General features: G+C 63.3%; 7 protein-coding genes. 3 read left to right on the top strand and 4 right to left on the bottom strand.

Going from position 1 to position 12,688, the window contains the following annotated elements:
- Positions 1 to 130: 130 nt before the first annotated feature.
- Positions 131 to 1,429 (top strand): C4-dicarboxylate transporter DctA, encoded by a 1,299-nt coding sequence (gene dctA, locus NMB96_RS13045; protein WP_043889044.1) that lies wholly within the window; start codon positions 131 to 133, stop codon positions 1,427 to 1,429.
- Positions 1,430 to 1,457: 28 nt separating this feature from the next.
- Positions 1,458 to 2,621, top strand: coding sequence for a mandelate racemase/muconate lactonizing enzyme family protein (locus NMB96_RS13050; protein WP_183086840.1), 1,164 nt, complete (start codon positions 1,458 to 1,460; stop codon positions 2,619 to 2,621).
- Between the two features lie 43 nt (positions 2,622 to 2,664).
- Here the strand turns inward: NMB96_RS13050 and galA are convergent, their stop codons facing one another.
- From galA to NMB96_RS13070, 4 genes are all read right to left on the bottom strand, one after another.
- Positions 2,665 to 5,232: a beta-galactosidase GalA gene (gene galA, locus NMB96_RS13055; protein WP_023903228.1), complete on the bottom strand. Its 2,568-nt coding sequence runs from the start codon at positions 5,230 to 5,232 to the stop codon at positions 2,665 to 2,667.
- On the bottom strand, positions 5,229 to 6,440 hold the full coding sequence (locus NMB96_RS13060; protein ID WP_023903229.1) for a glycoside hydrolase family 53 protein: 1,212 nt from the start codon (positions 6,438 to 6,440) through the stop codon (positions 5,229 to 5,231). The genes galA and NMB96_RS13060 overlap by 4 nt, the downstream gene beginning before the upstream one ends.
- Positions 6,441 to 6,599: 159 nt before the next feature.
- Positions 6,600 to 9,290: a TonB-dependent receptor gene (locus NMB96_RS13065; protein ID WP_255084997.1), complete on the bottom strand. Its 2,691-nt coding sequence runs from the start codon at positions 9,288 to 9,290 to the stop codon at positions 6,600 to 6,602.
- A gap of 375 nt (positions 9,291 to 9,665) precedes the next feature.
- Entirely contained in the window at positions 9,666 to 11,051 is a 1,386-nt protein-coding gene (locus NMB96_RS13070) for a helix-turn-helix domain-containing protein (RefSeq protein WP_255084998.1), read from the bottom strand.
- Positions 11,052 to 11,175: 124 nt separating this feature from the next.
- Between NMB96_RS13070 and NMB96_RS13075 the strand changes: the two genes are divergently transcribed.
- Positions 11,176 to 12,681: a CoA-acylating methylmalonate-semialdehyde dehydrogenase gene (locus NMB96_RS13075; protein ID WP_043889046.1), complete on the top strand. Its 1,506-nt coding sequence runs from the start codon at positions 11,176 to 11,178 to the stop codon at positions 12,679 to 12,681.
- Positions 12,682 to 12,688 lie beyond the last annotated feature (7 nt).

Here is a 12,688-nt window from a genome sequence, read left to right on the forward strand (position 1 = left end):
CGCTTGGGGAGTGCCCCTTACGCTCTGACTCGAGCTTGCAACGCCTCGACACGCAGGTCGTCCAGCAAGCGGCAATTCCGGTGAATTCGCATGTCGACGGGAGCGGGCGATCATGCAGAAAAGAAGTGGCATGAGAGGGGCGTTGAGCCAACTCTATGTGCAGGTCTTGATCGCCATCGTCATTGGTGGCCTGGTGGGCTATGTCTGGCCGCATCTGGGTGTGGTCATGCAGCCTGCTGCAGAGGGTTTCATCAAGCTGATCAAGATGCTGTTGGCCCCCATCATCTTTGGAACGGTCGTGGTCGGGATCGCCAAGATGGGAAGCGTCAGAGAGGTCGGAAAAACCGGCATCAAGGCGCTGATTTACTTCGAGGTCGTCTCGACACTGGCGCTGGCGATCGGTCTTGTGGTGGGGAACATCATCCGGCCGGGCGATGGCATGAACATCGATGCCGCATCGATCGACAGCAGCGCGATTGGCCAGTATGTCGATCGTGCAAAAGACGACGCGGGCATGGTGGATTTTGTGTTGAACATCATTCCCACCACGTTGGTGGATGCCTTTGCCAAGGGCAACATGCTGCAGGTCATTCTGGTGTCGGTGTTGTTTGCAGTGGGGCTGTTGCAGCTGGGCGAGCGTGGCAAGCCGCTGGTCGATCTCATCGATAACGGGCTGCAGGCGCTGTTCAAGATGATCAACATGGTGATGCGGCTCGCGCCGCTGGGTGCCGGTGCAGGCATTGCTTTCACGATCGGCAAGTATGGCCTGGCCACCCTGTGGTCGCTTGGGCATTTGATGTTGGCCGTCTACGTGACCTCGGCACTGTTCGTTTTCGTGGTGTTGGGAGCGATCGCACGGTGGACCGGCTTTCCGCTGCTGCGCCTTCTCCGCTTCATCAAGGACGAACTGCTTGTCACGTTCGGAACCTGTTCGACCGAAGCCGTTCTGCCGCGCATGATGATGAAGCTCGAACTGGCCGGCGTGCGCAAATCGACGGTTGGCCTGGTTCTGCCAACGGGATACACCTTCAATGCGGACGGCACCTGTATCTATCTGACCATGGCGGCCATTTTCGTCGCGCAAGCGACCAATACACCGCTACCGGTCTATCAACAAATCGTACTGCTTGGGGTGTTGCTACTGACCTCGAAAGGATCCGCTGGCGTTGCTGGCGCGGGTTTTGTCGCGTTGGCCGCAACGCTTTCCACCATCGACACGCTGCCTGTTGCAGGGCTGGTGCTTTTGCTGGGCGTCGATCGCTTCATGAATGAGGCCAGGGCGGTGGTCAATCTGATCGGTAACAGTGTTGCCACCCTTGCGATCGCCAAGTGGGATGGCGCGCTGGATATCTCCAAGACCCAGGAAATCATTCGTCGTCAACAGGCGGGCGAGCCAATGCCTGTCGCGGCCTCTTCAACCGATTCATAACTCACCACACCTCGCGGGAGACTACCCAATGCGTATCATCGATGTCGTCGAAATCACCAAGCCGATCTCCTCGCCGATCCGTAACGCCTACATCGACTTTTCCAAGATGACCGCCAGTCTGGTGGCGGTGGTCACCGATCAGGTGCGCGACGGCCGTCGGGTCGTCGGCTACGGCTTCAACTCCAATGGGCGCTATGGACAGGGCGGACTGATACGCGAGCGGTTTCGCGATCGCATTCTGGAAGCCGAGAGCGCTGCGTTGTGCAACGACGCCGGCGACAATCTGGATCCCTCCAGGGTCTGGAAGGCGATGATGTCCAACGAAAAGCCGGGCGGTCATGGTGAGCGCTCTGTGGCGGTGGGCACGCTGGATATGGCGGTCTGGGATGCCACCGCCAAGATTGCCGGCATGCCGCTATTTCGTTATCTGGCGCAGATGAAAGGCCGGCAAGCTAATCCCCGCGTCTTTGTCTATGCAGCCGGTGGCTACTATTACCCGGGCAAGGACAACAGCGCCCTGCGCAAAGAGATGCGTGGCTATCTGGATCGCGGTTACAACGTGGTCAAGATGAAGATCGGTGGCGCCTCCATCGACGAGGACCGCGGCCGGATCGAGTCGGTGCTTGAGGAAATTGGTAGCCATGCCCGTCTGGCGGTCGATGCGAACGGCCGCTTCGATCTGGAGACCGGCATCGCCTACGCCAAGATGCTGCGCGACTACCCGCTGTTCTGGTACGAAGAAGTCGGTGATCCGCTCGACTACGCGCTACAAGCCAGCCTGAGCGAATTTTATCCAGGGCCGATGGCGACGGGCGAAAACCTGTTCTCGCACCAGGATGCACGCAACTTGCTGCGCTACGGCGGCATGCGCCCTGATCGCGATTATCTGCAGTTCGACTGCGCGCTGTCTTACGGCCTGGTGGAGTATCTCCGCACGCTGGAGGTGCTCGAACAATTCGGCTGGTCGCCCGCGCGTTGCATCCCGCACGGTGGTCATCAGATGTCGCTCAACATTGCCGCAGGGTTGGGCTTGGGCGGCAACGAGAGTTACCCGGATCTGTTTCAGCCGTATGGCGGGTTTCCGGATGGCGTAACAGTTCAAGACGGGCACATCGTGATGCCGGAATTGCCGGGCATCGGTTTCGAAGGCAAGTCCGACCTGATCAAGGTCATGCGCGAGCTCGCCGAGTAAGGACTGAGCCAGCCTCGCCCCGTGACCAACGGGGCGAGTTGCGTCAGATGACTGCTGCGCGTGGTTTGGTCGCTTGGGCAGTCACGCGCAGGGTCGCTGGCGTCAGGCCCTGCGCAGTCGCTTGCAAGATGATGTCGCCGGGCTTTTTAATTGCCTGTAGCAACGCCATGCACAAGCCATTGAACGCTTTGCGCTGCGGTGCCTTGTCGTCCTCATGGCTACTGGGGTCGCCGTTGCCGACGCCGATCAGGTTGCCTGCGCCGCGTACCGCGAACTGCACGTGCGTGTCGGCGGTGGGAACGATGCGGCCCTGTGCATCCACAATCTCTACCTTCACCACGGCCACATCTTCGGCATCGGCGCGCAATGCGTTGCGATCGCAACTCAAGCGGATCGCAGCCGGTTTGCCGACTGTCTCGCGGCGTTCGGTGAGCACCAGCTTGCCGCCGCGATAGCCGCGCGCTTCGATCACGCCCGGCGCATAAGCCACGCGCCATTCCACATGCCCGTAGGCCGGCACCTGTTGCAGGCCCTGGCTGACGCCGTTGACCAGCAGTTCCACCGCGTCGAGATTGGTATGGCACCACACGGCGACGCGGCCCTTGTCGTCGGGCTGCAGCAGGCCGTCCCAGTTCCAGTGCGGGAACAGATGCAGCACCGGTTCGCTGGTCCATTGCGCGCGGTAGTACCAGTAGTTGTCCTTGGGAAAGCCGCAGCTGTCGAGCACGCCGAACTGCGAGGCGACATTCGGCCAACGGTTATACGGTGTGGGTTCGCCGCGGTAATCGAAGCCGGTCCAGATAAAGCCGCCGGCGATGTACGGACGTTGTGCGACATAGCTCCACCAGGCTTCGGCAGTGCTCGCCCACCACGGGTGGTCCAGGTCGTAGGCGCGGGTATAGCCGCGTGCATCGTCGCGCTGATAGTTGCCGCGCACCGACACGGTGCTGCCGGTTTCGCTGCCGTAGATGGGGATGTTGGGGTATTGCGCGTGGAAGCCGTCCATCTGGCTGGTGCGGTAGTTGAAACCGACTACATCGACCACTTGACCGACGCCATCGCCAAAGCCCTTGTCCATGGCAAAAGTGGTGGGGCGGGTGGGGTCGAGTTGACGCACGCGTTGCTGCATGCGGCTCACGATACGTGCGCCGCGCTCGGTGACCTGTTGCGGCTCTTCGTTGCCGAGCGACCACAGGATCACGCTGGGATGATTACGCCCGCGCCGCACCATTGTCTCCAGTTCGCCCATGGCTTCCGGGTCGGTGGACATGCGCCGGGTCTCTTCGATCACGAACATGCCCAGGCGATCGCATAGCGCGAGCAGTTCAGGCGTGGCTGGATTGTGCGAGCTGCGATAGGCGTTGCAGCCCATCGACTTGAGTTGGCGCAGGCGCCACTCGTGCAGGCTGTCCGGGATGGCGGTGCCGACGCCGGCGTGATCCTGGTGGTTGTTGGTGCCGTGCAGCTTGAGCGGCGTGCCGTTCAACAGGAAACCGCGCTGCGCATCGAAGACAGCCGTGCGCACACCGAACGGCGTGACCACCGCATCGACCGCGTTGCCGTCGCTGTGCACGCTGGTGGTGAGGCTGTAGAGCTGCGGGGTATCGATCGACCATAGCGCGGTCTGGCCCAGCGGAAGTGTCTGTTCGACAACCTGCACCTGGCCCACTGCAATGGTGACCGCTGCACTGACCGCCTGTGCGACGACGCGCCCATCCGGTGCTGTCACGCGCGCTTGCACGTTGCACTGGCGCGGGGCGGTGCCGTCGTTGCGGACTTCGGTGGACACCTGCGCGGTTGCGTTGTCGCCTTGTACAGTGCTGCGCACGAACACGCCGTCTTGCGGCAGATGCAGCAGGTCGGTCTTTTGCAGCCACAGATGCCGATAGATGCCGGCACCTTCGTAGAACCAGCCTTCGCCCAGCGTGGCATCTACGCGCACGGCGATGAGGTTGGGCTTGCCGTAGTCGATCACTTCGCTGAGGTCGACCTCGAAGCCGCAATAGCCGCTGGCATTGCGCCCGACGATGTGGCCGTTGCAGAACACGATGCAATCGCGGAACACGCCGTCGAACACCAGGCTGATGCGCTTGCCCAAATCGCTTGCGGGAATCTGCAGCGTGCGGCGATACCAACCCACGCTGTGTTCCGGAAAGCTCGTGCCCAGCGGTTTGTAGCCGTGCGCGGCGGCCGGGTCTTCTTCGGTGATGGTGGCCGAGATGGGTTCCTGCCGGAAGGGCAGGGTAACGGCCCAATCGTGCGGCAGATCCAGCAGTTCCCAGGCACTGTCGTCGAAGGCCAGTTGCGAGGCGGTCGCGGTGTCCTTGCCAGCCTTGGCGAAGGTGCGCTGGAAGGTGCCGAACTCGAAGTCACGCGATGGGTCGCTGGCGTGGCCGAGATGGAAGCGCCAGCCAAAGTCGAATAGCAGCCGTTCGCGCGGTGCCAGCGTTGCATCGCCGAGCGCGGCAAGCGGCGTTGCGTTCTTGCCTACGGCTGGCGCTGCACCGGCGATGGCGGGCACTAATGCGCCGGCTGCGCCGACGGGGAGAGCGGCGCTCACGCCGCTTGCCAACATGCCGCGCAGCAGCTCGCGGCGATTGATGCCGGTCATGGCTGCGTCCTCTTGCTGGCGTCGGCAGCTTGGTCTTGTTTGGTCGAAGCAGGGTTGCCTGTTGCTGGCTTGCGCGATGCAGGCACGCCCGTATACGGGTGGCGCATGAAATCGATCGCCGGCAACACCTCGTTGTCATGCTTGAAATCGAAGAAACTGGCGTTTTCCCACGACGAGCCGGTGCCCCAGCGCGTCTTGCAGCTGCTGCTGGTCCATGCCGGTTCCCAATACACCACGCCGGCGCCGCCGGTGTCGATCACCAGCTGGGTGAGATCGATCATGTACTTGGACTGGCCTTGCGGTGTGGCCGGGTAGCCGGGAATCAGCGAGTCTTCGCCGAGCAGATTGTGCGAGGTGTCGCCGGACTCCAGCGTCCACGGATACGCGGTTTCCACCACCACCACATCGGCGTCGTAGCGGCCGCGCAGGCGCTTGATGGTCTTGCCCAGCTCGGCCATCGATTGGGTCGACCATTTGCGGTAGTAGCTGATGCCGATCAGGTCGTAGTCGGTAACGCCGGCCTTGGTGGCGGCGGCAAACCACGGTTCCACATTCTCCGGCTGGGCGATATGCAGCATCACCCGTGGCTTGATGCTGGAGCGTGCGCTGATATCGCGCACGGCCTTGATGCCGGCATTGAACAGTTTGGCGTTGCGTTGCCAGTCGATGGGGCGCTTCTTGTCCCAGGGAATGCTGTCCATCAGATCGGAATTGCTTTCGTTGCCCACCTGCACCAGTTCCGGCATCAGGCCGGCACGGTCGAGCGCGCTCAGCGTGTCGTAGGTGAAGCCATACAACGTGCGCGCCAGCTCATCGGTGTCGGTGATGCTGGCCCAGGCCTTGGGAATCAGCTGTTTTTCGCCATCGGCCCAATCGTCGGAATAGTGCAGGTCCAGCAAGACCTGCATGCCTTGCGCGCGTGCACGTGCGATGGTCTTCTTGACATCGGACAGGTCGCTGTAGCGGGTCCAGCGTGCGTCGTTCCACAACCGCACACGCACCAGATTGGCACCGTGCGCGTGGAAGAGTTCGAACGGGTCTTTGACCACGCCGTTCTCGCGGTATTGCACACCGCACTCTTCCATCTCGTTGACGTAGGACAGGTCCGCACCGAGATACAACGTGGCGGGGGCCGGGGCGGCGTGTGCGAAGGTGGAGATGGCCAGCGCCAGTAGCGCGGGCGTCCAGAGACGGCGTGTAGAGCGCATGCAATTCCTCGACAGAAAACGTGGAGCGGGTGACAGCATGCCGCACGCAGCGGTGCTGTCGTGCGGTTGGTGCGTGGAATCGGAACGTCGATGACAGATCCGATTCCACGCACCAACCGCACCGGTGTCGCAGTCGCGCAGCAGGGGTGTCAGCTGCGCTTAGAACTTGTAGCTGGCTTCCAGCGCATAGCGACGGCCGAACACCTGGTAGCCACCGTCGTCCTGATTGGCCAGGCGGTTGGGCTTGTTGTCGGTGTAGGCGCGCAGCGGTTCGTTGGTGAGATTGCCGGCCTGGAAGCGGAAGCTGAGCTGTTTGCTGTACTGCCAGTTCAGGCTCAGATCCACCGTGCCTTCGCTTTGCAGACGTGCAAGACGCGCCGCATTCCAGCCGTACACCACGGTGTAGGGGCTGTGGTACTTGTAACCCACACGCGCTTCGAAACTGCCGTTGCTGTACCACAGATCGAAGGTGCCGGTCTTGCGCGCCAGGCCGCTCAGCGGCAACGGGTTGTCGACCGGCGAGAATTCCTTGAGGTCGGAATCGACCAGCGAGAAGTTGGAATAGACGCCGAAGTTTTCCATGTGCGGGATGAAGTAGAACGGCGTCTGGAAGGTGAGCTCCACACCGTTGATATGCCCGCCGCCGCCATTGAACGGTGCGCTGACCAGGTAATCCAGGCCATTGATCACTTCACGGTCGGTGCGGTAGCCGATGCTGGAATCCACTTCCTTGCGGTAGACCGCAATCGCCGCCAGCGCTTCCTTGTGGAAGTACCACTCATACGACACATCGACCTGGGTGGCCTTGAACGGATCCAGCTGCGGGTTGCCGCCGCTGCCGGTGAGCTGGCCGACGGTGACATTGGGGTCGTCCAGGCGACGTCCGGTGCGCAGCTCGTCCAGCGGCGGACGCGCGATGACCTTGGCCACCGCAAAGCGCAGGATGCGTTGATCGTCGATCAGGAAGTTGACGGTGGCGCTGGGCAGGACGTCGGTGTATTCCTTGCTGTCGGTGCTGGCCTGCACGGTGTTGCCGACCGAATCGAAGCCGTCGCTGGTGGTCTTGGTGTTGACCAGGCGCACGCCGATATTGCCGGTGACATCGGTGCCGAACACCTGCGAGCTGAACACCGCTTTGGCGAAGGCTTCGCGCACGTCTTCCTTGACGTTCCAGTGGTCGAGCAGTTGTTCGTCGAGCGTGCTCGGATCGAAGCCGCCGAAGCCGATCTCGGCGATGGCGTCCATGTTGCCGCCGGTCAGCGTGGGCACGTTCAAGTCCGGCATGGTGACCGGATAGATCAGGCCCTGATACGCCGAAATCGGTTGGTCGTAGCCGGATTGATTGCTGATGAAGCGGCGGTTCTGCTTTTCGCGACGCGCGGCGCGTGCGCCGAATTCCAGCGAGGTGAACGGGCCGGCATCGACCGCGCGGCTGGCGTTGAGCGCGAGTGCGGCAATCTTGTCGCGCAGCGCCTGCGGCTCGGTCTGGCCGGCGATGCCGTATTCGGGCGTGTCCGAGCTGGTGCTGATGGTGGGGGTGACGCTGCGGCGGAAATCGAACGAGACGGTGTCCGGGTTGCTGCCGAAGCGCACCGCCTGCCAGGTGTTGTCGCGCTTGGCCTGCGAGAACGACAGGTCGCTGCCCAGCGTCCACACATCGCCGTTCCACTTGGCGTTCAAACCACCGGCGGTGAGCGTCTTGACCTCGTTGTAGTGGCTGACCACATGGTCGACCTGCAGGTTCGAATTGGCCAGCGTACCGGCGACCACATCGCCATCGACGATGGTGTAGGACGAGCCAGGCGTGGTGTACGGATTGGCACCGGTGGAGAACGTGCTGTAGGCCAGGCCGTTGAACCAGTTCTGCAACTGGTCTTCGTCGATTTCGATCCGCGAATACAGGCCGTCGAACTTCAACTCGAAGTTGCCCGAGCGCCATTGCACCGTGCCCATTGCACCGGTGCGGGTCTGGTCGGTCAGCTTGAGCTGGTCGGCCGCGCCGAATGGCGTGGGGTCCACGGTGCCGTCGCCATCCACATCGCGCGAGGTGGTGGCATCGGTGTAGCCCCAGCTACCGATCGAGGAGTTGGAGTTCTTCTGCTTCTGATAGGTGGCGCCGAGCGCAACTGCCAGGTTGTCGTTGATCTTGTGCACCCAGCTGGCGCCGAAGCGGTTGCCCCACGGGGTGTAGCCGTCCACGTCCTTGGCGTGGTCGTAGAACACCGGGCCGGCGGTGCCGACAAAGCCCGGGCCGGTGTAGTCCAGTGGGCTGATGGTGGAGATGTCCACCGTTGCGGCCAGGCCACCGGCCACCAGATCCGCCGACTGGGTCTTGTAGACCTTGACGGTGGAGACGATCTCGGTGGGAAACACTTCCCAGCGCACCGCGCGATTGGGCTCGGAGGAGGCGATTTCGCGCCCGTTGACGGTGCCCATGGTCATGCGCGGGCCCAGGCCGCGCACGGTGGCCAGGCTCTCGTTGCCGCGGTCACGGGTGCCATTGACGCCGGGCAGGCGCACCAGCGCTTCAGCCACGGTGACATTGGGCATCTGGCCCATGTTGTCGGCCGAGATCACTTCCATGACGTGATCGGACATCTGCTTGGCTTGCACTGCCTGATTCAGGCTGGCGCGCTGGCCGATCACGGTGATGTTGTCGAGTGTGACCGGTGGCGGCGCGGCGGTGGTGCTGTCGCTGGCCTGCGCTGCGGAAGGCGCAGCCGCGCTGTCCTGTGCGTGCGCACTGAACGCGCTGGCCAGAACGAAGGCGATGGTGGTGCAGAGGACGTCGCGCGCAGGGGTGCGGCGCAGGCGCCGGCTGGCCGAGTGGCCGGTGTGGTGAACGGGCATCGTTTGATCCCTCCCAGGACAAAGTTACCGAATGGAGATGGTGGCCGTTGCTGCGGCCGTCTGGCGCAGTGGCGCTTCTGGCGCATCCGCGCGGGCATGACTGAGGTAGTGCGGTATTGCGGTGTGAAGCACGGTTCGTTTGCGTGACGCTGCAACGCTCATCGAGCGATCGCGTTGGCGTTCCTCTGTCCTGCATGTGTCCGCTTCAGGGTAGAAGCGCAAGCCATTCCATTCCAATGAAGCATTTTGCGTGAGCTATCTCACGTTGGAATGCTGCAGTGCAGCGATAGCGAATGGCCCGTCACAGTTGCGGCTTAAGTGGCGACATGGTCACCAAAGGTTGCATTGGAGCGCATGCGCAGCCTTGTTTGCTGCCTAGCGCGCGCTGGCAGGCAATCGAGGCAATGCCGGGAAGGCACGCTGCACGCAGTCGCTGCGCTCGCAGGTCAGGCAGCCCGGGCCGATCGGCACCGCGTCGTCCACCGCATTCAGGTCCCAGCCGCGCGCATACACCAGTTGATCGGCATGGCGCAGGTCGCAGCCCATCGCTAATGCAAAGGTCTTGCGCGGGCGGCCGTAACCGGGCGCGCCACTGCTGACCTGCCGCGCAAGCCAGAAATAGCGCCGGCCATCGGGCATGCGCGCGATCTGGGTCAGGATGCGGTCGGGCTGATTGAAGGCTTCGTAGACGATCCACAACGGGCAGGCGCCGCCGACATGCGAGAAGTGGAAGTCGGTGGCCGAGTGACGTTTGGACACATTGCCGGCGCGGTCCACCCGCATGAAGAAGATCGGCAAGCCGGCTGCACCGCGCCGCTGCAAGGTGCTGAGCCGGTGGCAGACCGCCTCGAAGCCCACATCGAAACGATCGGCCAGCCATTCGATGTCGTAGCGGCAGGTCTGCGCGCTGTGCAGAAATTCGCCATACGGCATCACCAGGGCGCCGGCGAAATAGTTCGACAAACCAATGCGCGACAACGCGATGCGCTCGGCATCTTCGAATCCGGCATCGGCGATGCGCGCCTCCAGCAGCGGCGCACACTCCAGCAACGCCAATTGCGCCGCCATCTGAAATGCCTGCTGGCCCGGGCGCAGATGCGCAGGCAGCCACAGCACGCGTGCCTGCGCATCCACGCTCCGCTTGTCGCTGAGCAGGTCGGTGGCGTCCTGCACCAACAAGCCATGGCGATCGGCCAGGCGTTGGCGCAGCCGCAGCGCAAGGTTGTCCGGGGTCAGCCCGAGTTCGGCATACAGCGCTTCGGCGCGCTCATCCAGTTCGGGCAGGTAGTTGTGCGCGCGATTGAAGTAATCGCGCACCTGCTCGCCGGGCGACAGCGACGGCAGTGCGGCATGGTCGGCGCCGATCTGCAGTTCCAGTGCGGCATTGCGCTCGAGCAGGTGCCGATGGGCGCGGTGCAGATCCAGCAGTGCCTGCGCCACCTGCGGCAGATTGCCGGTGAGCACGCGCAGCTCGGCCGCCGACAGGCTGTGGCCCAGGCTGCGCAGCGATTCGTCCAAGGGTTCCACCAGCGCGGCGGGGTCGTCCAGGTCAAGCAGGCCTTCCAGGTCGCCCAGGGTGGCCTTGAGCCGCTGCTGGATCGCCAGCGTCAACGGGCGCTGGTTGCGCTCGATCTGGTTGAGATAGCTCGGCGACAACGCCAGCCGGCGCGCCAGTTCGGCCTGGGTCAGGCCATGGCGCTGGCGCAGCCGCTGCAGGCGCAGGCCGAGTTGGTGGCGCAGAAGTGGCTGCGTGTGTGGCATTCGCAAGATTCGCAAAATTGTGCCGCCAGCTTAGCGCGATTAAGCAATTGGCGGCTGGGAATGCCGGCGAGGGGTGCGAACAATGCGAAGCATCTGTATCGACCCTTCCGCGAGCGAACCTGCAATGAGCGAATCCGTCCCCCGCGTGTCCCTGTTGATCGATGGCGAATTTGTGGTTTCCGACAGTTCGCACTGGCAGGACGTGGTCAACCCGGCCGACCAGTCGGTGCTGGCGCAGGTGCCGTTCGCCACCACGGCCGAAGTCGACGCCGCAGTGGCCGCCGCCAGCCGTGCTTTCGTCAGCTGGCGCAAGACGCCCATCGGCACCCGCGCGCGTGTCTTCCTCAAGTACCAGCAACTGATCCGCGAGCACATGCCCGAGCTGGCCGCGCTGCTCAGTGCCGAGCAGGGCAAGACCCTGGCCGATGCCGAAGGCGATGTGTTCCGCGGGCTGGAGGTGGTGGAACACGCCGCGGCGATCGGCAATCTGCAGCTGGGCGAGCTGGCCAATAACGTCGCCAACGGCGTGGACACCTACAGCCTGCTGCAGCCGCTGGGCGTGTGCGCAGGCATTACCCCGTTCAACTTCCCGGCGATGATCCCGCTGTGGATGTTTCCGATGGCCATCGCCACCGGCAACACCTTCGTGCTCAAGCCCTCCGAGCAGGACCCGATGGTCACCATGCGCCTGGTGGAGCTCGCGCTGGAAGCAGGCATTCCCAAGGGCGTGCTCAACGTGGTGCACGGCGGCGAAGAGGTAGTCAACGCACTGTGCGACCACCCCGAGATCAAGGCGCTGTCGTTCGTCGGCTCCACCAAGGTGGGCACGCACGTCTATCGCCGCGCATCGCTGGCCGGCAAGCGCGTGCAATGCATGATGGGCGCCAAGAATCATGCCGTGGTGCTGCCGGACGCCAACCAGGAACAGACCCTCAACGCGATGGTTGGTGCCGCCTTTGGTGCCGCCGGCCAGCGTTGCATGGCGGCATCCACGCTGGTGCTGGTGGGCGAGGCGCAACAATGGATTCCGGCACTAGTTGCCAAGGCCAAGACCTTGAAGCTGGGTGCGGGCAGTGCGCAGGGCACCGACGTCGGCCCGCTGATTTCCTGCGCCGCACGCGAGCGTGTGGAGAGCCTGATCGCCTCCGGCGTGGAGCAGGGCGCCACGCTGGAACTGGATGGTCGCGCACCGCACGTACCGGGCTTTGAGCAAGGTAACTTTGTCGGCCCGACGATCTTCTCCGGCGTCACCCCGGGCATGCGCATCTACGACGAAGAAATCTTCGGGCCCGTGCTGGTGATTCTGTCAGCGGCCACGCTGGATGACGCCATCGCCTTGGTCAACGCCAATCCCAACGGCAACGGCACCGCGTTGTTCACCCAGTCCGGTGCTGCTGCGCGCCGTTTCCAGGAAGACATCGATGTGGGCCAGGTCGGCATCAATGTGCCGATTCCGGTGCCGGTACCGCTGTTTTCGTTCACCGGCTCGCGTGCCTCCAAGCTCGGCGACCTGGGCCCGTACGGCAAGCAGGTGGTGATGTTCTACACCCAGACCAAGACCGTCACCGCGCGCTGGTTCGACGACGAAACGCTGGGCCACGGCGTCAACACCACCATCTCTCTCAAGTGATCCGATC

Source organism: Xanthomonas hortorum (assembly GCF_024339125.1).
In the GTDB taxonomy this organism is placed as follows: Bacteria; Pseudomonadota; Gammaproteobacteria; order Xanthomonadales; family Xanthomonadaceae; genus Xanthomonas; species Xanthomonas hortorum.

Coding starts and splice junctions, on each gene's coding strand:
- dctA (WP_043889044.1), top strand. CDS start 131: ATGAGAGGGGCGTTGAGCCAACTCTATGTGCAGGTCTTGATCGCCATC.
- NMB96_RS13050 (WP_183086840.1), top strand. CDS start 1,458: ATGCGTATCATCGATGTCGTCGAAATCACCAAGCCGATCTCCTCGCCG.
- galA (WP_023903228.1), bottom strand. CDS start 5,232: ATGACCGGCATCAATCGCCGCGAGCTGCTGCGCGGCATGTTGGCAAGC.
- NMB96_RS13060 (WP_023903229.1), bottom strand. CDS start 6,440: ATGCGCTCTACACGCCGTCTCTGGACGCCCGCGCTACTGGCGCTGGCC.
- NMB96_RS13065 (WP_255084997.1), bottom strand. CDS start 9,290: ATGCCCGTTCACCACACCGGCCACTCGGCCAGCCGGCGCCTGCGCCGC.
- NMB96_RS13070 (WP_255084998.1), bottom strand. CDS start 11,051: ATGCCACACACGCAGCCACTTCTGCGCCACCAACTCGGCCTGCGCCTG.
- NMB96_RS13075 (WP_043889046.1), top strand. CDS start 11,176: ATGAGCGAATCCGTCCCCCGCGTGTCCCTGTTGATCGATGGCGAATTT.